Here is a 26,439-nt window from a genome sequence, read left to right on the forward strand (position 1 = left end):
CCCTAGAACACCTCCCTGCTGGCGGGGGCGCGGTGCCAGCCGAAGGCCGGCCCGGCCGTCGCCAGCGCACCGGGCCGCAGCTCGCGGACGCGGCCGGCCGTGGCGAGCGCGCCCACCGTCGCCCCGCCCAGGTAGAGCTCGCCCAGGCAGCGGACGTCGCAGGCCAGCTCGGCCGGTTGGTCGGCGGGGACGCAGGTCGCTCCGTCGGGCCCGCCGGTGAGCCGCCACCGCCCGGCGTTTTCCGGCAGCAGGTCGTCGGTGACCTCCAGCACCACGTCGACCGGGGTCGCGTACCGGCGGCCGGCGAGTGCGGCCGGCAGGTCGACCACCCGCAGCCAGAGCCCGTCGACCAGCGTCGCGCCGAGCCGGCGCGGTTCGTCGACCAGGCGCAGCAGCGGCTCGTCCACCGCGGCCGCGCGGTACGTGAGCCGCCGCGTCAGGTCGAGGGAGAGCAGCAGCCGCCACATCGCGACGTACGCGGCCGGACTGCCGGTCACCACCTCGTCGACGGTGGTGAGCGCGTTCGGCCCGGTGGCGGCCCACTCGCCCTTCGTGCGGAAGAGCCCGTACCCGTCCACCCCGTCCGGGCCCTCGTGGAGGACGGCCCGGCGCTCGGTGGCGCCGCCGCGCTGGGCGGGCGGGTCGGCCAGCACGTAGTCCCACCACACCTCGCCACGACTGGACCAGCCGGGCCGGTCGGGGCGTACCTCGTCGTACACCCGGGTCAGCGTGGCCCGGCAGTCGACCGCGCGGGTCAGGCGGAGCCGGCCCTCGGCGGGCGTCGGGTCGGGCAGGCGCAGCTCCGTGGTGTCGGCCTCCGCGACGAGGCGCTGCGTGGCCAGGCCGTAGCCGAAGCGCGGGTAGATCCGGCCCTCGCTGGCCCAGAGGACCGCGACCGGCTCCCGTCCGGCGTCCCGGACCTCGCGCAGCTGCCGTCGCATCATCTCGGTGAGCAGCCCCCGGCGGCGGTGTGTGGGCGCGACCCCCACCATGCTCACGTGCGCGGCGGGCACGCGGGCCCCCGGCACCGTCAGCACGCGGGTGAACGCGGTGGCGCTCGCCACGAGATCGGGGCCGTCCCGGACGAGCAGGGTGCGCTCCGGCTCCAGGAGGGTCTTCTCGACCGCCCACGACTCGGAGTCGAAGCCGCCGTGGAAGAGTGCGCCGAGAAGTTCGCCCAGCTCGTCGAACTCCTCTTCCCGGGCGGTCGTGAAGCGCAGTGGGGGATTCGTCATGGTGCTCTGTCTAGCCGACCGGTCCGCGTCCGACGACCGATTTGAGCGCTGGCTACCCTCGATAGTCAGACGGGGTCCGCTGGTTCCCGTCGGTCCAGGGGAGGGGACGACATGGCCGACCAGACACAGCCGTGGGCCGAACGCACCGTCGAGGTGCCGCCGCAGCCGGGGGGCGGCGTGCCGCAGCAGCGGGACGCCTTCCGGCGGGGGGTGGCCCCGGTCGGACGGTCCGGTACGCCCCGCACCGAGCCGTTCCCGGTGGTCGAGGAGCCGACCGGCACCGGCTGGCCGGGCGCGGCGGCACCGCGCCGCCCGATGAGCTGGCACATGGCCCAGCTGCGCCGCGGCGCGGAATGGAGCGCCGCCGGCGTCCTCTTCGCGTTCGTCTGCTGGGGGATCTGGGCGATCTCCGGCGGCGGCGACCTCGTCGCCCCGTTGCTGATCTTCGTGCTGAGCCTGCTCGTCGCGGCCGGCCTGTTCGCGCTTGCCCGGTTGGTCGGTCGGGTGGTGCTGGAGCAGCGCCTGGGCCGGGTACGGCACAGCGCGCGCGGCGCTCACCTGGTGACGGCGGTCTTCCTGACCGGCCTCGGCATCGCGTGGCTCCAGCAGACGGAGTGGGTCGTCTCGGCCTGGAACTGGATCACCAACAACTAGGTTCGGGAACTGCCCCGGGTTGGGGCCGCGCGGGCGGGTCGGCGAATTCGCCGACCCGCCCGCGCGGCCGTCGCGGGATGCCGCGACCCCGTCGTCCTCCCACCAGGCCGGCCGGCGCATACCCGGCGTGACGCGGATCATCCCCGCCGGCCGGCGCGGGTCGCCGCCGTCCGGGTCGACCATTCCGTCGTACCTGCAGAGCGGGCGCGTCGGACGGCCTCTGCCGCCGCGTTGAGCCAGCGTTGACCGGGGCTCGCGAGAATCGACCGCCGTAGGACGGAAGCGCGCACCCCGAGGAGTCCCCTTGACGTACGCACCCATGACCGGGCCGGTCGCCGGAGAGCCGGCCGACCGCCCGGGGCGCCGGCTGTTCACGTCCGAGTCGGTCACGGAAGGCCATCCCGACAAGATCGCCGACCAGATCAGTGACGGGATCCTCGATGCGTTGTTGGCGGAGGATCCGCGGAGTCGGGTCGCGGTGGAGACGTTGATCACGACTGGTCAGGTGCACATCGCGGGTGAGGTGACCACGAAGGCGTATGCCGACATCCCGACGATCGTGCGTCGCACGATCCTGGATATCGGCTATGACTCGTCGAAGAAGGGTTTCGACGGTGCCTCGTGTGGGGTGAGTGTGTCGATCGGGGCGCAGTCGGCGGACATCGCGCAGGGTGTGGACAACGCGTTCGAGTTGCGTACGGGTGCGTCGGAGAGTGCGTTGGACGCGCAGGGTGCCGGTGACCAGGGGATGATGTTCGGCTTCGCGTGTTCGGAGACGCCGGAGTTGATGCCGTTGCCGATCGCGTTGGCGCATCGGTTGTCGCGGCGGTTGGCGCAGGTGCGTAAGGACGGCACGGTGCCGTATCTGCGGCCGGATGGTAAGACGCAGGTGACGATCGAGTACGAGGGTCTGCGTCCGGTGCGGTTGAACACTGTTGTGGTGTCCAGCCAGCATGCGGCGGACATCTCGTTGGAGTCGCTGCTCACCCCGGATGTTCGGGATCATGTGATCACGCCGGAGGTGGAGTCGCTGGGGTTGGATACCGAGGGGTACCGGTTGTTGGTGAATCCGACGGGCCGGTTCGAGATCGGTGGTCCGATGGGTGATGCCGGGCTGACCGGTCGGAAGATCATCGTGGATACGTACGGCGGGTACGCGCGGCACGGTGGTGGGGCGTTCTCGGGTAAGGATCCGTCGAAGGTGGACCGGTCGGCGGCGTATGCGATGCGGTGGGTGGCGAAGAACGTGGTCGCCGCGGGTCTGGCGGAGCGGTGTGAGGCGCAGGTGGCGTATGCGATCGGTAAGGCGCATCCGGTGAGTTTGTTCATCGAGACGTTCGGCACGGAGACGGTGCCGGTGGAGCGGATCGAGAAGGCGGTCACGGAGGTGTTCGATCTGCGGCCGGCGGCGATCATCCGGGATCTGGACCTGATGCGGCCGATCTACGCGCAGACCGCCGCGTACGGGCACTTCGGTCGGGAGTTGCCCGACTTCACGTGGGAGAGCACCGACCGCGCCGCCGACCTGAAGAGCGCGGCAAGCTGATGGGCTGGTTCCGGCGCGTCGTGTCCGAGCTCGGGCTCGGACTGAGCCTGTTCGGGGCGTCGGTCGCCGGGATCGATCCCCGGGAGATCATCCGGCAGCACCGGCGACGGCACGCCCCGCCGCCACCGGCCGACGACCGCCCGGACCGGGCGCCGTCCGCGGCCGGCGTGCCCTCGGATACGAGCGCGGCGGGGCACCCGCCGCCCGGCCATCCGGAACGTCTCGTTCCACACCAGCCGCTCACCGACGAGGAGCGGCGGCTCTGGTCCCAACTGCCCTGACCCAACCACGACTGAGGAGCGTGACCATGCCGGAAGCCCTGGTTCGTACGGCCGGCGATTTCAAGGTGGCGGATCTGTCGCTTGCTGAGTTTGGGCGTAAGGAGATCCGGCTCGCGGAGCATGAGATGCCGGGTTTGATGGCGATCCGTGGTGAGTTCGCCGAGGCGCAGCCGTTGGCGGGTGCGCGGATCACGGGTTCTTTGCATATGACGATTCAGACCGCCGTGTTGATTGAGACGTTGGTGGCGTTGGGTGCGCAGGTGCGGTGGGCGTCGTGCAACATCTTCTCCACCCAGGACCATGCGGCGGCGGCGGTCGTGGTCGGTCCGGACGGTACGCCGGACAGCCCGGCGGGTGTGCCGGTGTATGCGTGGAAGGGCGAGAGCCTTCAGGAGTACTGGTGGTGCACGGAGCAGGTGTTGGCGTGGCCGGATGGTGGGGGTCCGAACATGATCCTCGATGACGGTGGGGACGCCACGTTGTTGGTGCACAAGGGTGTGGAGTTTGAGAGGGCGGGTGTGGTGCCGCCGGTGGAGTCGGCCGACAGTGAGGAGTACGCGGTCATCCTGGGTCTGCTGCACCGTTCGTTGGCCGAGGATGGTCAGCGGTGGACGCGGATCGCGGCGGGGATCAGGGGTGTGACGGAGGAGACCACCACGGGGGTGCACCGGTTGTATGAGATGCACCGGGCGGGCATGTTGTTGTTCCCGGCGATCAACGTCAACGATTCGGTGACGAAGAGCAAGTTCGACAACAAGTACGGGTGTCGGCATTCGCTGATCGACGGGATCAATCGGGCCACCGATGTGCTGATCGGTGGGAAGATGGCGGTGGTCCTGGGTTACGGGGATGTGGGTAAGGGGTGTGCGGAGTCGCTGCGGGGGCAGGGTGCCCGGGTGGTGGTGACCGAGGTGGACCCGATCTGCGCGTTGCAGGCGGCGATGGACGGCTATCAGGTGGCCACGTTGGATGACGTGGTCGAGGTCGCGGACATCTTCATCACCGCGACGGGTTGTTTCGATGTGATCACGAATGAGCACATGGCGCGGATGAAGCACCAGGCGATCGTGGGGAACATCGGGCACTTCGACAACGAGATCGACATGGCCGGGTTGGCGAAGCGGCCGGATGTGTCCCGGGAGAACATCAAGCCGCAGGTCGACCTGTGGCGGTTCGATGACGGGCACGCGGTCATCGTGTTGTCCGAGGGTCGCTTGTTGAACCTGGGTAACGCCACCGGGCATCCCAGCTTCGTGATGTCGAACAGTTTCGCCAACCAGACGATCGCGCAGATCGAGTTGTACGCGAAGACCGACCAGTACCCGGTCGGGGTGTACGTGCTGCCCAAGCACCTCGACGAGAAGGTCGCCCGGCTGCATTTGGCCGCCCTCGGCGCGAAACTGTCCACCCTGACCAAGGAACAGGCCGCCTACCTCGGAATCTCCCCCGAGGGCCCGTTCAAACCCGACCACTACCGCTACTGACCGGGAGGAGTCCCGCCGTGGGCGCGATCGCGGTCACCGGGTCCATCGCCACCGACCACCTCATGCGGTTTCCGGGGCGCTTCGCCGAGCAGTTGCTCGCCGAGCAGTTGCACCGGGTCTCGCTGTCCTTCCTCGTCGACGACCTGGTCGTCCGCCGCGGCGGGGTGGCGGCCAACATCGCGTACGGCCTCGGCCGGCTCGGCCTGCGGCCGGTGCTGCTCGGCGCGGCCGGCGCCGACTTCGACGACTACCGCTCCTGGCTGGAACGGCACGGGGTCGACTGCGACTCCGTCCACATCAGCGCCGACGCGCACACCGCCCGGTTCGTCTGCACCACCGACGCGGACGAGTGCCAGATCGCCTCGTTCTACCCGGGCGCCATGGCCGAGGGCGACCGGGTCGAGATCGCCGCCGCGGCGGCCCGGCGCAATGGGCTCGACCTCGTCCTGGTCGCCGCCGACGATCCGGCCGCGATGCTCCGGCACGCCGCCCGGTGCCGGGAACTGGGCCTGCCGTTCGCGGCCGACCCCTCCCAGCAACTCGCACTGCTCTCCGGCGAACAGGTCCGCCAGTTCGTCGACGGTGCCGAGTTCCTGCTCACCAACGAGTACGAGAAGGACCTGCTCGAAGTCAAGACGGGCCTGACCGCCGCCGAGGTCCGGCACCGCGTCCGGGTGCAGGTCACCACGCTCGGCGCCAAGGGGGTACGCATCACCGGCCGCGACACTCCCACCGTCGAGGTGCCGGCCGTCCCGGTCACCTCGGTGGCCGACCCCACCGGCGGCGGCGACGCCTTCCGGTCCGGCTTCTTCGCCGCGCTCTCCTGGGGGCTCGGGCTGGAACGCGCCGGCCAGGTCGGCAACGCCGTCGCCGCCTTCGCGGTGGAGGCGGTCGGCCCGCAGGAGTACCACCTCGACCACGACCGCCTCGGCGACCGGCTGGCCCGGGCGTACGGCGACCGCTGCGCCGACGAGGTCGCCGCCGCCTGGACGGCCCCGCCCGCCCTGGCGGCCCGAGCCGGCTGAGCCGGGCCCGCGTCCGAGCCGTTGCTCCGGCTCGGGCGCGCCACCGGCAGTGGTCACCCCGCCGGTGGCGCCGCCGCCCTCCGCTGCCAGTTGCGGAACACGAAACGGTGCACCGCCTTCAACCCCAGCCACAGCGCCGGATACAGCGCGGCGTACCGCCGTCCGCGCACCGTCACCGTCGTCATGCGGGTGACCCGGGTACCGCTGCCCGCCGCTGTCAGCTCGAACTCGTCGCCCAGTTCGTCGACGAACCGGTGGAAGCCGATATCGGTCGACTCCATCCGGAACGCCAACCGCGCCGGCGGCTCCCACCGCGTGATCCGCTGCCGCACCACACCCTGCTCGGAGGCGCACTGCCGGCGCGCGCCCACCGCGCCGGGCCCGTCCGGTAGCCGGCACGCGGTGGGCCGGGGCACGCCGAGGCAGAACACCGGGCACCGGGGGCGCAACTCCATGCGCGAGTCACAGAGCGCCGGCCACAGGACCTCGGGCGGATGCGGCACGGTCCAACACGTACGCACCATCATGCGGGCAGCGTACGCGGTTTTGAGCGAGCGCTCAAAACCGTGCGACTCGACGCGGCGCCGGATCCGCCTCACCGGCCCCCACGGCATGCCTGGCGTGCGCGGCTATCGTCGCCGGATGCCCGAACTGATCCCGCCGACCGTCCGCCTGCACGCCGCCTGGCTTCAGGCCCGCGACGAGTGGGGTCCCGGCGTCCACGAGGACGGGTTCGGGCTGCTGCCGTCCGACGAGGTGGACACACCGGCCGGGTTCGCGGCCTGGGTGGCCCGGCTGGCGGACGTGACACCGCCGGACGCCGGACGCGGGCACTGCACGTACCGGTGGATCGTCGACGGCGACCGGGTGCTGGGCGGTATCGCGCTGCGGCACGGGCCCGACGACCTCGTGCGGCGGATCGGTCACATCGGCTACGGCATCCGGCCGTCTGCGCGCCGGCGCGGACTCGCCACCTGGGCACTGGGCGAGATGCTCGGCGAGGCGCGGGCACTGGGCCCGGACCGGTTGCTGGTGGTCTGCGCGGCCGACAACGTCGCGTCGGCCAGGACGATCGAACGCCACGGCGGCGTCCTCGAGAGCGTGCAGGAAAGCGAACTCGGGCCGGCGCGGCGTTACCGGATCACGCTCCGGTGACCGAGGTGCGAGGGATGCTGCGACCTCGGCCTTCGTGGTTGGAGCGGGCGACGGGAATCGAACCCGCACCGTCAGTTTGGAAGAGCGTGCTCAACCGGTCGTGATGCCCGAAACGGCTGCGGCCGGCGGTAGAGCCTTGTGCCCCTGTGCCCGCTCGTGGCCGCTGCGTCTCCCGAGTACTGGCCCGTGGATGGCCTGGCTCAGCCTCGGACTGTACAGGTCACGGCCGCTCTGCGTTGGCGATAGCTGCTGGCTCGTATCCTGCGGGCCATGCCCGTTGATCCGCTCAGCTCGCGCCCACCACTCAGACGAGCGCCCCGCACGTTCATCGCCGCGCTGCTGGTGGTCGGGGTGGTGGTGCCATCCATCATCATCCGTGAGCTGATCGAGGGTGTGATGGGCGCCGGCCCGCTCGCGGATCTCGGCTGGATCGCCGTTCCGATGGCGGCCACGGCCTGGCTTGCGCCTCATGCCTCCTACCGTCGCCGCGACGCACTGTGGTGGTTAACCGGCGGGTTCGGCTTCTACATCTTCGTAGTGATCGCTTGGCGGGTAGCCTTCCTGCCCTATCGCGATTGGCCACCTCAACCCGATGAGGCATCTCGGGTCCGCTGGCTGCAAGACCGTCAACAGGCCGGGTTGTGGTACCTACCCGGGGCAGCACAGTAGGTGGGTCGTGGCCGGGTGGTTGAAGGCGGATCTCCTCGTCGGGCAGTCGTAGACCGTCCGGGGGGGGGGGCTGCTAGCCCTTGTGGTGCCGGCGATGTGAGCCGCGGCGGCATCTCTATTAGGAGGGTCGGGGTTCGGGGCGGAGCCCCGAGGTCTTCGGATCCTGGTCGTCCCTAAGCGTGGCCGGCCGGCCCGGCCGATGCCGGCCGGAGGTCGCCAGCAGGCCGGGGCCGGGCCGCCTTGATCCTTGCAAGAGGCCAATTCGACGGTTGTTCGCGGTCACCGCTGTCCGCCGTCGACTGATGCGCGATGCTCGTCCGTCAACTGATCTGCGACACAGTTGGGGCGCAGCGGCGGCAAGCGGTTGTGCGGCATCATCGAGGCGTGGCGAACCTGTTGCAGCGTTGGCGACAACGGGCCGAGACGGCTCGGAAACTCCGTGCGCTGGGAGATTGTCCGGCGTGCGGCCACCCATGGATGGAGCACGGCTTCGGCAATGACGTCGACGGCATGTGCGGTGAATGCGCGTACGAGTTTGAGCATGACCAGCGGGAGACTCCGGAGCCCGGCTGTCGGCTGCCGGCCCCGCCGGTCGACTGAGAAGGCCGCCGGAAGTACTGGAGATTCGTCCGAATACAACACCGGTATCCGGAGGAATCTCCGCCTTTGCCGGATCGCCTGGACCTCGCCTCGGCTCGACATGATCGGCCGGACAGGCCCTCGTGGCCCACGGATGGCCAAGATCGAAGCGGGGGAGTGGCCGACCGGCCCAGGATCGGGGATGCAGCCTCTGACCTGTGCCGGAAGGCGGTGGAGCGGGCGACGGGAATCGAACCCGCACCGTCAGTTTGGAAGACTGAAGCTCTGCCATTGAGCTACGCCCGCATGCGCCCCTCGACAGGGGGACGCGCCGACAGCGTACCCAATGCGGCCGGTGCCCGCGCAGCCGCGCCCGGCGCGTCACCGCCACAAGATCCGCACAACATCAGGGAAAGAGGGGCCTCAAGGGGCGGTCGAGACAGCACTTTCCCTGATGTTGTCGCCTGTCGCCTGTCGCCTGTCGCCTGCCGCCTGCCGCCTGCCGCCTGTCGCCTGTCGCCTGCCGCCTGCCGCCCGGCGCCCGGCGACGCAGGCCGCTGTGGTGTGGCCTCCGTCCCACGCGGTGCGGCCCTTCCGCGCTCCGGCCGGCGCGCCCGGCGGTCACGGTCCTTCGCGCCCGACGGCGAAGGCTTCTGCGGCGCCTTCGAAACGTGGACACGCGGCAGCGGACGCCCCGGGAGACCCCGGGCGGGCGCGGACGGCATAGACTGCTTCCCGCCACGGGGTGTGGCGCAGCTTGGTAGCGCACTCGCTTTGGGAGCGAGGGGCCGTGGGTTCAAATCCCGCCACCCCGACTGTCGTCCGCGACCGGGTCGTCCCGGGCGCCGCCGTTCTCCGCGCGGTTCCCGGGCGCTGCCGGCCGGCCGCGCCGGCTCGCCTACACTCGATGGGCTGTAGAGAGCGCCCAGACCAACCGAGATCCGTCAAGGAGTACGCCTGTGAAGAGCACCGTCGAGACTCTGAGCCCGACGCGCGTGCGGCTCGCCATCGAGGTGCCGTTCGTCGAGCTCGAGCCGAGCCTCAAGAAGGCGTACCGGGAGATCGGCCAGCAGGTCCAGGTTCCCGGCTTCCGCCGGGGCAAGGTTCCGACCGCCGTGATCGACCAGCGGGTCGGCCGGGGCACCGTCCTCAACGAGGCGGTGCAGGAGGCCATCCCGCAGAACATCCTCGCCGCGGTCCGCGAGCACGACCTGAAGACGCTGGGCCGCCCCGAGGTCGAGATCACCGAGTTCGCCGACGGTGACTCGCTGAACTTCACCGCCGAGGTCGACGTCCGCCCCGAGATCACCCTGCCCGACCTGGCCACCATCGAGGTGACCGTCGACGAGCTGCAGATCGACGACAGCGAGATCGACGCCCAGGTGAGCAGCCTGCGCGAGCGGTTCGCCACCCTCAAGACCGTCGAGCGGGCCGCCGCCGAGGGCGACTACGTGCAGATCGACCTGAACGCGACGGTCGACGGCGAGGATGTGCCGGGCGGCTCGGCGAGCAACATCTCGCACGAGGTCGGCAGCAAGCAGCTCCTGCCGGGCCTGGACGAGGCGCTCGTCGGCCTCGCCGCCGGTGACAGCACCACCTTCACCACGCAGCTCGTCGGCGGCGACTACGCCGGCCGGGACGCCGAGGTGGCGGTGACCGTCCGCACGGTCAAGGAGAAGGAGCTCCCGGAGCTGGACGACGACTTCGCCCAGATGGCGAGCGAGTTCGACACGATCGAGGAGCTCCGCAACGACCTGCGTGAGCGGGTGACCCGGGGCAAGCGGGTCGAGCAGATCTACGCCGCGCGGGACAAGGCCCTCGAGCAGCTGGTCGAGGCTGCCGAGGTGCCGGCGCCGGAGGGCGTCGTCCGCGAGGAGGTCGAGAGCCGCAAGGCGGCGATGGTCGACCAGCTGGAGCGCATCGGCGCCTCGCTGGAGGAGTACCTCGCGGCCGAGGAGAAGACCGAGGAGCAGATCGACGAGGAGCTGACCGAGGCCGCCACGCAGGGGGTCAAGATCCAGCTCCTGCTGGACACGATCGCCGACGCGGAGGACACCCAGGTCTCCGACGACGAGTTCGGGCACGAGATCGTCCACCGCGCGCAGCGGGCCGGGATGCCCCCGCAGCAGTACTACGACCAGCTCGTCCGCTCGGGCGCCGCGGGCGCCGTCTACGGCGACGTCCGCCGCGGCAAGGCGCTTGCTTCGATCATGGAGCGGATCACGATCAAGGACACCACCGGCAACGAGGTGAGCCTGGACGCGCTGCGCGCCGCCAGCGAGGCCGAGCACGACCACGAGCACTGATCGTCGCGGTGCGGCCGCCGTCCATCCCTCGCGGTTGGGCGGCGGCCGAAACCCGTTTCCGGGGTACGCCCCGACGGGGCTGCGCTGAGAGCGAACAGTGCCCGGACCGGCGCTCTGGCGTCAGGCTGAGCGGTTAGTGTCGGGTAGGACGGTACGGAGAGCGAAGGGCTGCCATGACCGACATGCACATCCCAGCGACGCCGCTCCGGGCGATCGAAGCCCGCGGTGGCGACAACATTGGCAACCTCGACGACTCGGTCTACAACCGGTTGCTCAAGGAGCGGATCGTCTTCCTGGGCAGCGAGGTGACCGACCAGGTCGCCAACCGCATCTGCGCGCAGCTTCTGCTGCTCGCCGCGGAGGACCCGGACCGCGACATCAACCTGTGGATCAACTCGCCCGGTGGCTCGGTCTACTCGGGCATGGCGATCTACGACACGATGCAGTTCATCGACAACGACGTGTCGACCGTGGCGATGGGCATGGCGGCCTCGATGGGCCAGCTGCTGCTCTGCGCGGGCACCAAGGGCAAGCGGTACGCCCTGCCGCACGCGCGGATCATGATGCACCAGCCGTCCGGCGGCATGGGAGGCACCGCGGCGGACATCGCCATCCAGGCGGAGCAGATGCTCTACACGAAGCGGATGTTCCAGGAGCGGGTCGCCTTCCACACCGGCCAGAACGCCGCTCAGATCGAGGCCGACTCGGACCGGGACCGTTGGTTCACCGCCCAGGAGGCCGTGGACTACGGCTTCATCGACAAGGTGATCACCGGAGCCGCACAGGTTCCGGAAGGCGCCGGGACCCTGAGCTGAGCGAGGAGCTGACGATGACCGACCTGAGCCTGCCGCCGCGGTTCGCGGCCGTGCACAACCGCTACGTCCTGCCGTCGTTCGTCGAGCGCACGTCGTACGGGGTCAAGGAGTCCAACCCGTACAACAAGCTCTTCGAGGACCGGATCATCTTCCTCGGTGTCCAGGTGGACGACGCGTCGGCCAACGACGTGATGGCCCAGCTGCTGACGCTGGAGGGCACGGATCCGGACCGCGACATCATCATGTACATCAACTCGCCCGGTGGCTCGTTCACGGCCATGACGGCGATCTACGACACCATGCAGTACGTCCGTCCGGACATCCAGACGGTCTGCCTGGGCCAGGCGGCCAGCGCGGCGGCGGTGCTGCTCGCCGCCGGCACGCCGGGCAAGCGGATGGCCCTTCCGAACTCACGGATCATCATCCACCAGCCGGCCACCGAGGGCGGCTACGGGCAGGGCTCGGACATCGAGATCCAGGCCCGGGAGATCCTGCGGATGCGGACCCAGCTGGAGGAGATGCTTTCGCGGCACTGCAACCAGCCGGTTGAGAAGGTCCGCAAGGACATCGACCGTGACAAGATCATGACGGCCGAGGAGTCCAAGGAGTACGGGCTGGTGGACACGATCCTCACCAGCCGCAAGAAGGGTCTGCTGGCCGCCAACGCCGCCAGCTGAGCAGCACGGTTGGAGGTCGGTCGGGGGTCCGCTCCCGACCGACCTCTGACACACCCGTTTTGGGGGTCGGAGAAATTCGCGCCAGCGGGTAACGTCGGGTCTGTACCGCCTCGCCGGCCCCTCGCCGGCGCGGCAACGAAGACGGGCGGCGCGCAGCGTCCGCAGGTCATGGCCGGGTCCCCGGCCGATGAGTGCAGGGAGAACGTAGGTGGCACGGATCGGTGACGGCGGCGACCTACTGAAGTGCTCCTTCTGCGGCAAGTCGCAGAAGCAGGTCAAGAAGCTCATCGCGGGCCCCGGGGTCTACATCTGCGACGAGTGCATCGATCTCTGCAACGAGATCATCGAGGAGGAGCTGGCCGAGTCCGGCGAGGTGAAGTGGGAAGAGCTTCCCAAGCCGATGGAGATCTGCCAGTTCCTCGACAACTACGTCGTCGGGCAGGACCAGGCCAAGAAGGCGCTCGCCGTAGCGGTCTACAACCACTACAAGCGGATCCAGGCCGACGCCACCGGCGCGCCCGGCACCGACAGCGTCGAGGTGGCCAAGTCCAACATCCTGCTCCTCGGCCCGACGGGGTGCGGCAAGACACACCTCGCCCAGACCCTGGCCCGGATGCTGAACGTCCCGTTCGCCATCGCGGACGCCACCGCCCTGACCGAGGCCGGCTACGTCGGCGAGGACGTGGAGAACATCCTCCTCAAGCTGATCCAGGCCGCCGACTACGACATCAAGCGCGCCGAGACCGGAATCATCTACATCGACGAGGTCGACAAGATCGCGCGGAAGTCGGAGAATCCGTCGATCACGCGGGACGTCTCCGGCGAGGGTGTCCAGCAGGCGCTGCTGAAGATGCTGGAGGGCACGGTCGCGAACGTGCCGCCCCAGGGCGGCCGGAAGCACCCGCACCAGGAGTTCATCCAGATCGACACCACCAACGTGCTGTTCATCTGCGGTGGTGCCTTCGCCGGCCTCGACCAGATCATCGAGGCGCGCACCGGCCACGGCGGCACCGGCTTCGGGGCCCGGCTCCGGTCCGTCTCCGAGCGCTCGACGGACGACATCTTCAGCCAGGTGATGCCGGAGGACATGCTGAAGTTCGGCCTGATCCCGGAGTTCATCGGCCGTCTCCCGGTGATCACCAGTGTGCGCAGCCTCGACCGCACCGCCCTGGTCCGGATCCTCACCGAGCCCCGGAACGCCCTCGTCCGGCAGTACCAGCGCCTCTTCGAGCTGGACGGCGTCGAGCTGGAGTTCGAGCCGCCGGCGCTGGAGGCGATCGCCGACCAAGCGATGCTCCGTGGCACCGGCGCCCGCGGCCTCCGCGCGATCATGGAAGAGGTCCTGCTCTCCGTGATGTACGAGGTTCCGAGCAACCCGGACGCCGCCCGCGTGCTGATCACCCGCGAGGTCGTCCTGGAGAACGTGAACCCCACGATCGTCCCGCGCGAGTTCACCGGCCGGCGGGCCCGCCGGGACCGCGAGGAGAAGTCCGCCTGACCGGCTCGACGGGCGCCGCCGTGAAGCCTCACCGCGGCGCCGGTCCTGTCGCCGGAGCTTCCCCGCCCGTACGCTGATGCCATGCGCGTCGCCGTCTGCCAGCTGAACGCCCGGGACGACCGCAAGGCGAACCTGGCAGCCGCGGAGTCCCTGCTGGAGCGCGCCGCCGCCGGCGGCGCCGATCTCGCGGTCCTGCCCGAGTACGTCGACTACCTTGGGCCGGCCGCCGGTCTTCCTGACCCGGAGCCGGTCGACGGTGAGGTGGGGCAGTTCTTCGCCGCCGTCGCCCGACGGCTCGGCATGTGGGTGATCGCCGGCTCGGTCCACGAGCGGGGCCCGGACCCGCAGCGCACCTACAACACGTCGCTGGTGTTCGACCGGTCCGGCGCGCTCGCCGCCACCTACCGCAAGATCCACCTGTACGACGTGGAGATCCCCGGCCGGGTCTCGTACCTCGAATCGGCCACGGTCGCTCCCGGGGTGCAGCCGGTGGTCGTCGACGTCGAGGGGCTACGGGTCGGCCTGTCGATCTGCTACGACCTGCGCTTCCCCGAGCTCTACCGGCGGCTCGTCACGGACGGGGGCGCCCACCTGCTCGTCGTGCCCGCGGCGTTCATGCTGCACACCGGGCGGGACCACTGGGAGGTGCTGCTGCGGGCGCGGGCCATCGAGAACCAGTGCTTCGTGGCGGCCGCCGGCCAGACGGGGGATCACGAGCCGGCCCGGACCTGCTTCGGGCGCAGCATGGTGGTGGACCCGTGGGGTCTCGTCCTCACCCAGGTCCCCGACGGCCAGGGGGTCGCGATCGCGGACCTCGACCTGGACCGGCTGCGCACCGTCCGCGCCGAACTGCCCAGCCTCGCCAACCGCCGGCTCTAGCCCTGGAGCAGCACCCCGACCGTGGCGAGCCCGGCGATGGCGGCCGCGGTGACGAGAAGCGCGGTGGTCATGCGGGACGGCCCGCGCCGGGCGAGCCTGCCGACCGACACCACCAGCACGACGAGCACGAACGCGCCGATGACCACCTGCCAGAACGGCAGCAGCAGTCCGAGTAGCGCGTCCTCGGCGAGCACCGCCGTCGCGGTCAGGTCAGCCATGTCACCCACTGTCGCATGTCGTTCCGGTTCTGCGTCGTGCCGTGACGGCGGGATCGCTGGGCGGAGCGGCATCAGTCACCGGGGAATCGGGACGGGCCGTCAGCCGTCAGGGCTGGAGTCGAACGGCGACCGCGTGGCAGACCAGGCAGCGACGGATCTTGATTTGCCTTCGGCGGCCCGTCCGCGTAACTTTCTCTCTGCACGCGGGAGGCCGGGCAAACCGGCCGAGAACGGGCGCCAGGCTCGTGGCGGAGACGCCGAGCGAGACTGAGAGCCGGGCGGTGCGAGGAACTCCGGAAGTTGGAGTTGCGATCGCGAAGCCGACCGGGTAGAGTTCTGAAGCCGGCAGGGAGCCGGGCAGATGATCGCCAAGCGATTGTCGGCCGGTCTGCCGCTTCCCACGACAGTAACGACCGCCGGGCACGGCGTGCGTCATCGTGGATCCCGACCCACTGAGTCGATCATCTGGGTGACCAGGTTGACGACGAAGGGCCGGGCGGGTAGGTTTGAGAGGTTGCCCCGGACGGGGTCCCACAATGTGGGAGCTCGGATGGTGTGTGGTTGTTCTTTGAGAACTCAACAGGGTGCTTGATAAGCCAGTGCCAAATTGTTTTATACCCCGGACTGGTCGAGGCTGTGGTTTCGGCTGGTTGGGATTCCTTTGGCAACACTTTTTGTTGCTGGGACAGTTTTTCAACAGGTTTTTGTTGGAGAGTTTGATCCTGGCTCAGGACGAACGCTGGCGGCGTGCTTAACACATGCAAGTCGAGCGGAAAGGCCCTTCGGGGTACTCGAGCGGCGAACGGGTGAGTAACACGTGAGCAACCTGCCCTAGGCTTTGGGATAACCCCGGGAAACCGGGGCTAATACCGGATAGGACTTCCTGCCGCATGGTGGGGGGTGGAAAGTTTTTCGGCCTGGGATGGGCTCGCGGCCTATCAGCTTGTTGGTGGGGTGATGGCCTACCAAGGCGACGACGGGTAGCCGGCCTGAGAGGGCGACCGGCCACACTGGGACTGAGACACGGCCCAGACTCCTACGGGAGGCAGCAGTGGGGAATATTGCACAATGGGCGGAAGCCTGATGCAGCGACGCCGCGTGAGGGATGACGGCCTTCGGGTTGTAAACCTCTTTCAGCAGGGACGAAGCGGAAGTGACGGTACCTGCAGAAGAAGCGCCGGCCAACTACGTGCCAGCAGCCGCGGTAAGACGTAGGGCGCGAGCGTTGTCCGGATTTATTGGGCGTAAAGAGCTCGTAGGCGGCTTGTCGCGTCGACTGTGAAAACCCGCGGCTCAACTGCGGGCCTGCAGTCGATACGGGCAGGCTAGAGTTCGGTAGGGGAGACTGGAATTCCTGGTGTAGCGGTGAAATGCGCAGATATCAGGAGGAACACCGGTGGCGAAGGCGGGTCTCTGGGCCGATACTGACGCTGAGGAGCGAAAGCGTGGGGAGCGAACAGGATTAGATACCCTGGTAGTCCACGCTGTAAACGTTGGGCGCTAGGTGTGGGGGGCCTCTCCGGTTCCCTGTGCCGCAGCTAACGCATTAAGCGCCCCGCCTGGGGAGTACGGCCGCAAGGCTAAAACTCAAAGGAATTGACGGGGGCCCGCACAAGCGGCGGAGCATGCGGATTAATTCGATGCAACGCGAAGAACCTTACCTGGGTTTGACATGGCCGCAAAACCGGCAGAGATGTCGGGTCCTTCGGGGGCGGTCACAGGTGGTGCATGGCTGTCGTCAGCTCGTGTCGTGAGATGTTGGGTTAAGTCCCGCAACGAGCGCAACCCTCGTTCGATGTTGCCAGCGCGTTATGGCGGGGACTCATCGAAGACTGCCGGGGTCAACTCGGAGGAAGGTGGGGATGACGTCAAGTCATCATGCCCCTTATGTCCAGGGCTTCACGCATGCTACAATGGCCGGTACAATGGGCTGCGATACCGTGAGGTGGAGCGAATCCCAAAAAGCCGGTCTCAGTTCGGATCGGGGTCTGCAACTCGACCCCGTGAAGTCGGAGTCGCTAGTAATCGCAGATCAGCAACGCTGCGGTGAATACGTTCCCGGGCCTTGTACACACCGCCCGTCACGTCACGAAAGTCGGCAACACCCGAAGCCGGTGGCCCAACCCGTCAGGGAGGGAGCCGTCGAAGGTGGGGCTGGCGATTGGGACGAAGTCGTAACAAGGTAGCCGTACCGGAAGGTGCGGCTGGATCACCTCCTTTCTAAGGAGCACCATCCACCGAAGGGTGGTATGGAGCCCGCGGCCCGCGGATGTCGGGTCGGGGTGCTCGATTGGCGGAGACACTGGCGAGTTTTTCCCTGGCAACGGCCGGGTTCTTCCTAGTACGGCCACTTCGGTGGTGTGGAACGGGGTCCTGGTGCGGCTGGGGGAGGATGATGGGCACCCTGTTGGGTCCTGAAGGAACAACCGGTGGTTGTCCTTTCGGAAACCATGACCTGGAGTTGAGTTCCAGGGTTGGTTGCCAGGCACGGCCTGGCCTCGCATACCGGATGCTGCCCCCGTGGGGGTGGGGTTGCTGGTGTGGGGTGTTTCGGGTTGTGGGTTGGTCGTTTGTTGAGAATTGCACAGTGGACGCGAGCATCTTTGTGGTCAAGTTGTCAAGGGCGAACGGTGGATGCCTTGGCACCAGGAGCCGATGAAGGACGTGGGAGGCCGCGATAGGCCTGGGGGAGCTGTCAACCGAGCTGTGATCCCAGGGTGTCCGAATGGGGGAACCCGGCATCAGTCATGTGGTGTCACCCGCACCTGAACTCATAGGGTGTGTGGAGGGAACGCGGGGAAGTGAAACATCTCAGTACCCGTAGGAAGAGAAAACAACAGTGATTCCGTGAGTAGTGGCGAGCGAAAGCGGATTGAGGCTAAACCGGCTGCGTGTGATACCTGTCAGGGGTTGCGTGGTCGGGGTTGTGGGACCCTGCTACACGAGCTGACACTCGTGTGAGGAGTTACAAAGCCAGTTGTTAGTCGAATGGTCTGGAAAGGCCGACCGTAGACGGTGATAGTCCGGTAGGTGAAAGCAGCTGGTCTTCTGTGGGTGTTCCCGAGTAGCGGCGGACTCCTGAAATCTGCCGTGAATCTGCCAGGACCACCTGGTAAGCCTAAATACTTCCTGGTGACCGATAGCGGACGAGTACCGTGAGGGAATGGTGAAAAGTACCCCGGGAGGGGAGTGAAATAGTACCTGAAACCGTTCGCCTACAATCCGTCGGAGCCTTGCGGGGTGACGGCGTGCCTTTTGAAGAATGAGCCTGCGAGTTAGTGGCATGTGGCGAGGTTAACCCGTGTGGGGGAGCCGTAGCGAAAGCGAGTCTGAATAGGGCGATTCAGTCGCGTGTCCTAGACCCGAAGCGGAGTGATCTAGCCATGGGCAGGCTGAAGCGCGGGTAAGACCGCGTGGAGGGCCGAACCCACCAACGTTGAAAAGTTGGGGGATGACCTGTGGTTAGGGGTGAAAGGCCAATCAAACTCCGTGATAGCTGGTTCTCCCCGAAATGCATTTAGGTGCAGCGTCGCGTGTTTCTTGCCGGAGGTAGAGCACTGGATGGTCTAGGGGGCCCACAAGCTTACCGAAATCAGCCAAACTCCGAATGCCGGTAAGTGAGAGCGCGGCAGTGAGACTGCGGGGGATAAGCTTCGTAGTCGAGAGGGAAACAGCCCAGATCACCAGCTAAGGCCCCTAAGCGTGTGCTAAGTGGAAAAGGATGTGGGGTCGCATAGACAACCAGGAGGTTGGCTTAGAAGCAGCCACCCTTTAAAGAGTGCGTAATAGCTCACTGGTCAAGTGGTTCCGCGCCGACAATGTAGCGGGGCTCAAGCACACCGCCGAAGCTGTGGCACTCACACAAGTACTTCGCCGGCGCTCTTCGGGGTGTTGGTGCAGGTGTGTGGGTGGGTAGGGGAGCGTCGTGCCGGGGGTGAAGCAGCGGGGTGACCCAGTTGTGGACGCGGCACGAGTGAGAATGCAGGCATGAGTAGCGAAAGAAGGGTGAGAAACCCTTCCGCCGGATGACCAAGGGTTCCAGGGCCAGGCTAATCCGCCCTGGGTGAGTCGGGACCTAAGGCGAGGCCGAGAGGCGTAGTCGATGGACAACGGGTTGATATTCCCGTACCCGCGAAGGAGCGACCCTGACGAACCTCGTTGTGCTAACCACCCGATCTGTGGGCGGTCTTCGGACCAAACACGGGGAGCGTGGGAACCTGGCGGGTAGTAGTCAAGCGATGGGGTGACGCAGGAAGGTAGCTGAGCCCGGCCGGTGGTTGTGCCGGGGTAAGCGTGTAGGCCGTGCTGTAGGCAAATCCGCAGCACACATAGGCTGAGACGTGATGCCGAGCCGATTCAGGTGAAGTCAGTGATCCTATGCTGCCGAGAAAAGCCTCTAGCGAGTTCCGAGCGGCCCGTACCCCAAACCGACACAGGTGGTCAGGTAGAGAATACCGAGGCGATCGGGCGAACTGTGGTTAAGGAACTCGGCAAATTGCCCCCGTAACTTAGGGAGAAGGGGGGCCGGAGACGTGAAGCCCCGCGCGGGTGGAGCGTTGTATGGCCGCAGAGAGCAGGGGGAAGCGACTGTTTACTAAAAACACAGGTCCATGCGAAGAAGTAATTCGATGTATATGGACTGACGCCTGCCCGGTGCTGGAACGTTAAGGGGACCTGTTAGCTCTTTCGGGGGCGAAGCGGAGAACTTAAGCGCCAGTAAACGGCGGTGGTAACTATAACCATCCTAAGGTAGCGAAATTCCTTGTCGGGTAAGTTCCGACCTGCACGAATGGCGTAACGACTTCCCCACTGTCTCAACCACAGGCCCGGCGAAATTGCACTACGAGTAAAGATGCTCGTTACGCGCGGCAGGACGGAAAGACCCCGGGACCTTTACTATAGCTTGACATTGGTATCTGAATTAGCTTGTGTAGGATAGGTGGGAGCCGGTGAAGCTCGCACGCCAGTGCGGGTGGAGGCAATCTTGAAATACCACTCTGGTTGGTTTGGGTATCTAACTTCGGACCGTTATCCGGTTCAGGGACAGTGTCTGGTGGGTAGTTTAACTGGGGCGGTTGCCTCCTAAAGGGTAACGGAGGCGCCCAAAGGTTCCCTCAGCCTGGTTGGCAATCAGGTGTTGAGTGCAAGTGCACAAGGGAGCTTGACTGTGAGACTGACAGGTCGAGCAGGGACGAAAGTCGGGACTAGTGATCCGGCACTGGCATGTGGAAGCGGTGTCGCTCAACGGATAAAAGGTACCCCGGGGATAACAGGCTGATCTTCCCCAAGAGTCCATATCGACGGGATGGTTTGGCACCTCGATGTCGGCTCGTCGCATCCTGGGGCTGTAGCAGGTCCCAAGGGTTGGGCTGTTCGCCCATTAAAGCGGTACGCGAGCTGGGTTTAGAACGTCGTGAGACAGTTCGGTCCCTATCCGCCGTGCGCGTAGGATACTTGAGAAGGGCTGTCCCTAGTACGAGAGGACCGGGACGGACGAACCTCTGGTGTGCCAGTTGTCCCGCCAGGGGCACGGCTGGTTAGCTACGTTCGGAAGGGATAACCGCTGAAAGCATCTAAGCGGGAAGCTCGCTTCAAGATGAGGTATCCCACCACCTTTCGGGGTGGGTAAGGCCCCCAGCTAGACGACTGGGTTGATAGGCCGGAAATGTAAGCCCGGTAACGGGTTCAGTTGACCGGTACTAATAGGCCGAGGACTTGACCAACAAAGCTGCTACGCGTCCACTGTGCAACTCCCGACAAACGAACAACAAACCCGTGTGGGTGTTGTTTGACATGTCGATAGAGTTACGGCGGTCATGGCGGAGGGGAAACGCCCGGTAACATTCCGAACCCGGAAGCTAAGCCCTCCAGCGCCGATGGTACTGCACTCGGGAGGGTGTGGGAGAGTAGGACACCGCCGGACATCTTTCCCGTTCAGGGCCACCCAACTGGGTGGCCCTGAACGCGTTTCCGCCCCGGAAACCCACCCCGAACTCCCCGCCATGCCACCGCCGCGCGCGGCCGCAACTTCGGGGAAGACGTCGCCTCACCCTGCAGTGAGGCGACATCTTCCCCGAAGTTGCTCCCGGCGGCATGATCACGGCGCCGCCGATGGGGACGGCGGGTGGCGGGCCGCGTGGCGCACGGCGGGACGCGGTGTGCGTACTCCTGGGGAAGGCCGCACCGGCGCGGAGCCGGCGCGGCCGCGCGGTGCCCGCCCGCGACGGTGCCCGCGGTCAGTCCCGGGTCTGCATCTCCTCGCGCATGCTGCGCAGCAGGTTGCCCGCCTCCCCGACCGACCGGTCGGGGAACATCGCCATCACGACGCTGCCGTGGTCGGCCCAACCGCACACCGCGAAGTCGCCGCCCTCCCCGCTGGTCGTCCCGCACTTGAGGACGCCACCCAGCCGGCCCGCAGGGACCTCGCGCAGGCCGGTGACCCGGCCGGTCTCGTCGGTCATCAGGTCGAAGAGGCTGTCCAGGTCGCGCTCGGGCTGCCACAGCAGGGTGGTCCCGCCGAAGATGAGGACCGAGCGGCGCTCGTTCGCCGGGTCCCGGTAGACGGTGCCGAAGCTGCGGTCCAGCTCGACGTCGGCGGCGAAACCGCTGCGCAGGTAGTCCGCGGTGCTGCGGGCCCGCTCACTGTCGTCGCGGGTCAGCCCGGCCACCCGGTCGGGGCTGGCGATGTCGGCGTCCTTCTGCTGGGCGATCCGCCAGCCGGCGGTGCCGAAGGCTCCGACGCCGGCGAGCCCGACGGCCGCCGCGAGGACCCACGCCACCCGTCGCCGCCGCGACCGGCCCGGCCGCCGCTCGGAGGTCCCCTCCGGGGCCCCGGCGCCGAGGCGGATCGGCTCGTCGGTCAGTTCGACAGGCTCGGGCGCGTCGTCGACCGGCCGCTCGGTGAGATGTGCGTCGGACATAGCCGACACCGTACGCGAAGCACCGGTGGCGCACGTCGGGTCCGTCGAAGCTCTCCGTAGACTTTCAGGGTGACCGAGAGACTGGATGCCCGACGCCCCGACGCCCCCACCCTTGCCGGCCAGTACCAGCCCGGCGAGGTAGAGCAGCGACGGTACGAGCACTGGGTAGCCGCCGGCCACTTCCGCGCGTCGGCGGACAGCGACAGGCCGCCGTTCACGATCGTCATCCCGCCGCCGAACGTCACCGGCTCCCTGCACATGGGGCACGCCCTGGACCACACCGTGCAGGACGCGCTGGTCCGGCGGAAGCGCATGCAGGGCTACGAGGCGCTGTGGCTGCCCGGCATGGACCACGCCGGCATCGCCACCCAGAACGTGGTGGAGCGGCAGCTCGCCGCGCAGGGACTGTCCCGGCACGACCTGGGCCGGGAGGCGTTCGTCGAGCGGGTGTGGCAGTGGAAGGCCGAGTCCGGCGGCGCGATCCTCGGCCAGATGCGCCGGCTGGGCGACTCCGTCGACTGGGACCGCGAGCGCTTCACCATGGACGAGGGCCTGTCGCGCGCCGTCCAGACCATGTTCAAGAAGCTGTACGACGACGGCCTGATCTACCGCGCCGAGCGGATCATCAACTGGTGCCCGCGCTGCCTGACCGCCCTGTCGGACATCGAGGTGGAGCACACCGACGACGATGGTGAGCTGGTCTCGATCCGGTACAGCGACGAGGTCGTGGTGGCGACCACCCGGGCGGAGACGATGCTCGGCGACACCGCGGTGGCGGTGCACCCGGACGACGACCGGTACAAGCACCTCATCGGCACCGAGGTCGAGCTGCCGCTGACCGGGCGCCGGATCCCGATCGTCGGCGACGAGCACGTCGACCCGTCGTTCGGCACCGGCATGGTCAAGGTGACGCCGGCGCACGACCCCAACGACTTCGAGATCGGCCAGCGGCACAACCTGCCCTCGCTCACGGTCATGGACGAGCGGGGAGTCATCACCGCCCACGGCCCGTTCCAGGGCCTGGACCGGTTCGAGGCCCGGCCGGCGATCGTGGCCGCGCTGCGCGAGCAGAGCCGGATCGTGGCGGAGAAGCGGCCGTACGTGCACGCGGTCGGTCACTGCTCGCGCTGCCGTACGACGGTGGAGCCCCGGCTGTCGTTGCAGTGGTTCGTCAACACCTCACCGCTGGCGAAGGCGGCCGGCGACGCGGTCCGCGACGGCCGGGTGAAGATCGAGCCGGCCGAGCTGGCCAAGCGGTACTTCGCCTGGGTCGACAACATGCACGACTGGTGCATCTCCCGCCAACTCTGGTGGGGTCACCGCATCCCGGTCTGGTACGGGCCGGACGGCGAGATCGTGTGCGTCGGGCCGGACGAGGCGCCGCCGACCGGCGAGGGCTGGCGCCAGGACGAGGACGTCCTGGACACCTGGTTCTCCAGCGGCCTGTGGCCGTTCTCCACCCTCGGCTGGCCGGAGCAGACCCCTGAGCTGGCGAAGTTCTACCCGACCAGCGTCCTCGTCACCGGGTACGACATCCTCTTCTTCTGGGTCGCCCGGATGATGATGTTCGGCCTGTACGCGATGGACGGCCGGCAGCCCTTCGACGTCGTCGCGCTGCACGGCATGGTCCGCGACGAGCACGGCAAGAAGATGTCGAAGTCGTTCGGCAACGTCGTGGACCCGCTGGACTGGATCGACCGCTTCGGCGCCGACGCCACCCGCTTCACCCTCGCCCGGGGCGCGAACCCCGGTGGTGACGTGCCGGTCAGCGAGGAGTGGTGCCAGGGCTCCCGGAACTTCTGCAACAAGCTGTGGAACGCGACCCGGTTCGCGCTGCTGAACGGCGCGCACACCGAGGGCCCGCTGCCGGCCGCGACCGAGCTGTCGACCGTCGACCGGTGGGTCCTGTCCCGCCTCGCGCACGTCACCGCCGAGGTGGACGGGCAGTTCGAGGCGTACGAGTTCGCGAAGGTCTGCGACCTGCTCTACCACTTCGCCTGGGACGACGTCTGCGACTGGTACGTCGAGCTGAGCAAGCCGGTGCTGGCCGCCGGCGGTCCCGCCGCCGACGCCACCCGGCGCGTCCTCGGGCACGTGCTCGACGAGCTGCTGCGGCTGCTGCACCCGGTGATCCCGTTCGTCACCGAGGAGCTGTGGACGGCGCTGACCGGCGGCGAGACGGTGATGACCGCGTCCTGGCCGGTGGCCGACCGGGCGCTGGTCGACGACGCCGCCGAGGCGGAGATCGCCACCCTCCAGCGGGTGGTCACCGAGATCCGCCGGTTCCGCTCCGACCAGGGGCTGCGGCCGACGCAGCGGGTCGTCGCCCGGCTCGACGGGCTGGCCGACGCCGGCATCGCCGGGCACGAGCCGCTGATCCGGTCGCTGGTCCGCCTCGACGACGCCGGCGACGGCTTCCAGGCGAGCGCCACCCTCACCATGCCCGGTGAGGTGAGCGTCGCGCTGGACACGCGCGGCTCGATCGACGTGGCCGCCGAACGGGCCCGGCTCACCAAGGACCGCACCGCGGCCGAGAAGGAGGCCGCGCAGGCCCGGGCGAAGCTGGGCAACCCGGCGTTCGTGGGTAAGGCCCCGGAGCCGGTGGTCCAGAAGATCCGGGACCGGCTGGCGACCGCCGAGGCCGACCTGGCCCGCATCGACGCCGCTCTGGAGGCGCTGCCCTCGTGACCGACCGCAACGACTTCGCCGCCGTCGAGGCCGAACTCGCCGGCCGCGGGTTCACCCGCATGGTGTTCGAGCTGGACCGGATCGGGTCCCTGCTGGACCTGCTCGGCAGCCCGCAGCGCGCGTACCCGTCGATCCACCTGACGGGCACCAACGGCAAGACGTCCACGGCCCGCATGATCGACTCTATGCTGCGGGCCTTCGGGCTGCACACCGGCCGCTACACCAGCCCGCACCTGGAGACCGTCCGGGAGCGGATCAGCCTGGACGGCGAGCCCGTCAGCGAGGAGCGGTTCACCGCCACGTACCGGGAGGTGGCGCCGCTGGCGCAGCTCGTGGACGAGCGGTCGACGGAGCCCCTGACCTACTTCGACATGACCACGGCGCTGGCGTTCGCCACCTTCGCCGACGCCCCGGTCGACGTCGCGGTGGTCGAGGTGGGGCTCGGCGGCGCCGAGGACTCGACGAACGTGATCCACGCCGGTGTGGCGGTGCTGACGCCGATCGGGTTGGACCACACCGAGTGGCTCGGCGACACGGTCGAGGACATCGCGCTGCACAAGGCCGGCATCATCCACAAGGGCGCGACGGTCATCTCCGCCGCGCAGGAGGAGGCGGCGGCCCGGCCGATCCTCGAACGCTGCGCCGAGGTCGGCGCGACCATCGCGCGGGAGGGCTCGGAGTTCGGGGTGCTGCGCCGGGCGGTCGCCGTCGGCGGGCAGGTACTCACCCTGCAGGGGCTGGGCGGCGTGTACGAGGAGGTGTTCGTCCCCCTGCACGGTGCCCACCAGGCACAGAACGCGGCGGTGGCGCTCGCGGCGGTCGAGGCGTTCCTCGGCGCCGGGGCCCGCCGCCAGCTCGACGTCGAGACGGTACGGGAGGGCTTCGCCACGGCCAGCTCGCCGGGTCGGCTGGAGCGGGTCCGCACCGCGCCGACCGTCCTGCTCGACGGCGCGCACAACCCGCAGGGCATGGCCGCCACGGTCACGGCCCTCCAGGAGGAGTTCGCGTTCAGCAAGCTGGTGGCGGTGCTCGGCGTCCTCGGCGACAAGGACGCGGCCAGCCTGCTGGAGCTGCTGGAACCGGTCGTCGACCAGGTGGTGGTGACGCGCAACAGCTCGCCCCGCGCGATGCCGGCGGGGGAGTTGGCGGCGCTGGCCGCCGAGGTGTTCGGCCCGGACCGGGTCGAGGTGGCCGAGGAGATGCCGGACGCGATCGAGGCGGCGGTGGCGCTGGCCGAGGAGGACGTGCCGGGCGAGCTGGCCGGCGTCGGTGTGCTGATCACCGGGTCGGTGGTGACCGTGGCCGACGCCCGCCGGCTGCTGAAGCGATGACCGCGCCGCAGCAGCCGGGCGGGCCCGCCGAGCAGCCGGGCGGGCCGCCGGCACAGTCCGATGGGTCCGCCGAGCAGTCGGGTGGGCCGCCGGCACGTGGGTCCGCCGAGCAGTCGGGTCGGGTGCCGCGGCGGTCCGGTCTGCGCAACCCGGAGCGGGCGGTCCGTGGGCTGGGCGCCGGGACGTTGATCCTGGAGGCCCTGGTGCTGGTGCTCGCCATCCAGCCGATCCGGGTGGTCGGCGGCGGGCTGAGCGGTGCCGCGGTCGCCGCCGTGCTGGCCCTGGCGGTGGCGGCGCTGCTGCTGGCCGGCCTGATGCGCCGCCCGTGGGCGTGGCACGCGGGCACCGTGCTGCAGGGGCTGCTCCTGCTCGCCGGGCTGCTGCACTGGTCGCTGCTGGTCCTGGGGATCATCTTCGCGTTGGTCTGGGCGTACGCCCTGCACGTGCGGCGGGTGATCCTGAGCTGACGGGCGCGGCCG

The 26,439-nt window shown here is 68.4% G+C and carries 20 protein-coding genes, 2 tRNA genes and 3 rRNA genes; 19 read left to right on the top strand and 6 right to left on the bottom strand.

Annotated features, from left to right (window positions below; genetic code table 11):
• Nucleotides 1-2: 2 nt before the first annotated feature.
• Entirely contained in the window at nt 3-1,235 is a 1,233-nt protein-coding gene (locus ACN26Y_RS13775) for a GNAT family N-acetyltransferase (protein ID WP_155330664.1), read from the bottom strand.
• A 111-nt stretch (nt 1,236-1,346) separates the two neighbouring features.
• Here ACN26Y_RS13775 and ACN26Y_RS13780 point away from each other — a divergent pair, with 111 nt between their 5' ends.
• The 5 genes from ACN26Y_RS13780 to ACN26Y_RS13800 all read left to right on the top strand — a co-directional run bounded on the left by ACN26Y_RS13780 (nt 1,347) and on the right by ACN26Y_RS13800 (nt 6,225).
• Complete coding sequence (locus ACN26Y_RS13780) at nt 1,347-1,889, top strand: hypothetical protein (protein WP_155330665.1); 543 nt, start codon at nt 1,347-1,349, stop codon at nt 1,887-1,889.
• Between the two features lie 319 nt (nt 1,890-2,208).
• Nucleotides 2,209-3,435, top strand: a complete 1,227-nt coding sequence (gene metK, locus ACN26Y_RS13785) for a methionine adenosyltransferase (RefSeq protein WP_155330666.1) — start codon at nt 2,209-2,211, stop codon at nt 3,433-3,435.
• A complete protein-coding gene (locus ACN26Y_RS13790) occupies nt 3,435-3,716 on the top strand; it encodes a DUF6059 family protein (RefSeq protein ID WP_155330667.1) in 282 nt (93 codons plus the stop codon). Before metK ends, ACN26Y_RS13790 begins: the two co-directional genes overlap by 1 nt.
• A gap of 26 nt (nt 3,717-3,742) precedes the next feature.
• Nucleotides 3,743-5,200 (top strand): adenosylhomocysteinase, encoded by a 1,458-nt coding sequence (gene ahcY, locus ACN26Y_RS13795; protein ID WP_422734790.1) that lies wholly within the window; start codon nt 3,743-3,745, stop codon nt 5,198-5,200.
• A 62-nt stretch (nt 5,201-5,262) separates the two neighbouring features.
• Nucleotides 5,263-6,225 carry a carbohydrate kinase family protein gene (locus tag ACN26Y_RS13800; protein ID WP_422734931.1) on the top strand — a complete coding sequence of 321 codons (963 nt, stop codon included), beginning with the start codon at nt 5,263-5,265 and terminating at the stop codon, nt 6,223-6,225.
• A 53-nt stretch (nt 6,226-6,278) separates the two neighbouring features.
• Here ACN26Y_RS13800 and ACN26Y_RS13805 read toward each other — a convergent pair whose 3' ends face one another.
• On the bottom strand, nt 6,279-6,752 hold the full coding sequence (locus ACN26Y_RS13805; RefSeq protein WP_196255849.1) for an SRPBCC family protein: 474 nt from the start codon (nt 6,750-6,752) through the stop codon (nt 6,279-6,281).
• Nucleotides 6,753-6,867: 115 nt separating this feature from the next.
• On the opposite strand from ACN26Y_RS13805, the gene ACN26Y_RS13810 reads away from it, so the two are divergent.
• The gene (locus ACN26Y_RS13810; protein ID WP_155330670.1) at nt 6,868-7,380 is read left to right on the top strand and encodes a GNAT family N-acetyltransferase; all 513 of its coding nucleotides are present in this window, start codon (nt 6,868-6,870) and stop codon (nt 7,378-7,380) included.
• A 270-nt stretch (nt 7,381-7,650) separates the two neighbouring features.
• Entirely contained in the window at nt 7,651-8,049 is a 399-nt protein-coding gene (locus ACN26Y_RS13815) for a hypothetical protein (protein WP_155330671.1), read from the top strand.
• Nucleotides 8,050-8,328: 279 nt separating this feature from the next.
• Here the strand turns inward: ACN26Y_RS13815 and ACN26Y_RS13820 are convergent, their stop codons facing one another.
• A complete protein-coding gene (locus tag ACN26Y_RS13820) occupies nt 8,329-8,592 on the bottom strand; it encodes a hypothetical protein (protein ID WP_155330673.1) in 264 nt (87 codons plus the stop codon).
• Between the two features lie 268 nt (nt 8,593-8,860).
• A tRNA-Gly gene (locus tag ACN26Y_RS13825) sits at nt 8,861-8,934 on the bottom strand.
• Nucleotides 8,935-9,369: 435 nt separating this feature from the next.
• Here ACN26Y_RS13825 and ACN26Y_RS13830 point away from each other — a divergent pair.
• From ACN26Y_RS13830 to ACN26Y_RS13855, 6 genes are all read left to right on the top strand, one after another.
• Nucleotides 9,370-9,443: transfer RNA gene (locus tag ACN26Y_RS13830), tRNA-Pro, on the top strand.
• Nucleotides 9,444-9,587: 144 nt separating this feature from the next.
• Complete coding sequence (gene tig, locus ACN26Y_RS13835) at nt 9,588-10,934, top strand: trigger factor (protein WP_155330674.1); 1,347 nt, start codon at nt 9,588-9,590, stop codon at nt 10,932-10,934.
• Between the two features lie 173 nt (nt 10,935-11,107).
• Complete coding sequence (locus ACN26Y_RS13840; RefSeq protein WP_155330675.1) at nt 11,108-11,749, top strand: ClpP family protease; 642 nt, start codon at nt 11,108-11,110, stop codon at nt 11,747-11,749.
• 14 nt (nt 11,750-11,763) lie between these two features.
• On the top strand, nt 11,764-12,426 hold the full coding sequence (locus ACN26Y_RS13845) for an ATP-dependent Clp protease proteolytic subunit (RefSeq protein ID WP_155330676.1): 663 nt from the start codon (nt 11,764-11,766) through the stop codon (nt 12,424-12,426).
• A gap of 208 nt (nt 12,427-12,634) precedes the next feature.
• On the top strand, nt 12,635-13,924 hold the full coding sequence (clpX, locus tag ACN26Y_RS13850) for an ATP-dependent Clp protease ATP-binding subunit ClpX (RefSeq protein ID WP_155330677.1): 1,290 nt from the start codon (nt 12,635-12,637) through the stop codon (nt 13,922-13,924).
• A gap of 81 nt (nt 13,925-14,005) precedes the next feature.
• Nucleotides 14,006-14,803 (top strand): carbon-nitrogen hydrolase family protein, encoded by a 798-nt coding sequence (locus tag ACN26Y_RS13855; RefSeq protein ID WP_155330678.1) that lies wholly within the window; start codon nt 14,006-14,008, stop codon nt 14,801-14,803.
• Here ACN26Y_RS13855 and ACN26Y_RS13860 read toward each other — a convergent pair.
• Complete coding sequence (locus ACN26Y_RS13860) at nt 14,800-15,021, bottom strand: hypothetical protein (RefSeq protein ID WP_155330679.1); 222 nt, start codon at nt 15,019-15,021, stop codon at nt 14,800-14,802. The two genes, ACN26Y_RS13855 and ACN26Y_RS13860, sit on opposite strands and share 4 nt — an antisense overlap.
• Before the next feature lie 704 nt (nt 15,022-15,725).
• Here ACN26Y_RS13860 and ACN26Y_RS13865 point away from each other — a divergent pair.
• The 3 genes from ACN26Y_RS13865 (at nt 15,726) to rrf (ending at nt 20,944) form a co-directional block, all read left to right on the top strand.
• Nucleotides 15,726-17,241, top strand: a 16S ribosomal RNA gene (locus tag ACN26Y_RS13865).
• Nucleotides 17,242-17,628: 387 nt separating this feature from the next.
• Nucleotides 17,629-20,744, top strand: a 23S ribosomal RNA gene (locus ACN26Y_RS13870).
• 83 nt (nt 20,745-20,827) lie between these two features.
• A 5S ribosomal RNA gene (gene rrf / locus ACN26Y_RS13875) occupies nt 20,828-20,944 on the top strand.
• Together the 16S, 23S and 5S rRNA genes form the textbook arrangement of a ribosomal RNA operon.
• A 313-nt stretch (nt 20,945-21,257) precedes the next feature.
• Here rrf and ACN26Y_RS13880 read toward each other — a convergent pair.
• A complete protein-coding gene (locus ACN26Y_RS13880) occupies nt 21,258-21,941 on the bottom strand; it encodes a hypothetical protein (protein ID WP_155330680.1) in 684 nt (227 codons plus the stop codon).
• A 69-nt stretch (nt 21,942-22,010) separates the two neighbouring features.
• Here ACN26Y_RS13880 and ACN26Y_RS13885 point away from each other — a divergent pair, with 69 nt between their 5' ends.
• The 3 genes from ACN26Y_RS13885 to ACN26Y_RS13895 are packed head-to-tail and all read left to right on the top strand — an operon-like array spanning nt 22,011 to nt 26,427.
• The gene (locus ACN26Y_RS13885) at nt 22,011-24,629 is read left to right on the top strand and encodes a valine--tRNA ligase (protein WP_155330681.1); all 2,619 of its coding nucleotides are present in this window, start codon (nt 22,011-22,013) and stop codon (nt 24,627-24,629) included.
• On the top strand, nt 24,626-25,960 hold the full coding sequence (locus tag ACN26Y_RS13890; RefSeq protein ID WP_422734791.1) for a bifunctional folylpolyglutamate synthase/dihydrofolate synthase: 1,335 nt from the start codon (nt 24,626-24,628) through the stop codon (nt 25,958-25,960). Before ACN26Y_RS13885 ends, ACN26Y_RS13890 begins: the two co-directional genes overlap by 4 nt.
• Nucleotides 25,957-26,427: a DUF4233 domain-containing protein gene (locus tag ACN26Y_RS13895; protein WP_230688987.1), complete on the top strand. Its 471-nt coding sequence runs from the start codon at nt 25,957-25,959 to the stop codon at nt 26,425-26,427. The genes ACN26Y_RS13890 and ACN26Y_RS13895 overlap by 4 nt, the downstream gene beginning before the upstream one ends.
• Nucleotides 26,428-26,439: the final 12 nt, after the last annotated feature.

The sequence above is a fragment of the Micromonospora sp. WMMD558 genome, from assembly GCF_049315255.1.
In the GTDB taxonomy this organism is placed as follows: Bacteria; Actinomycetota; Actinomycetes; order Mycobacteriales; family Micromonosporaceae; genus Micromonospora.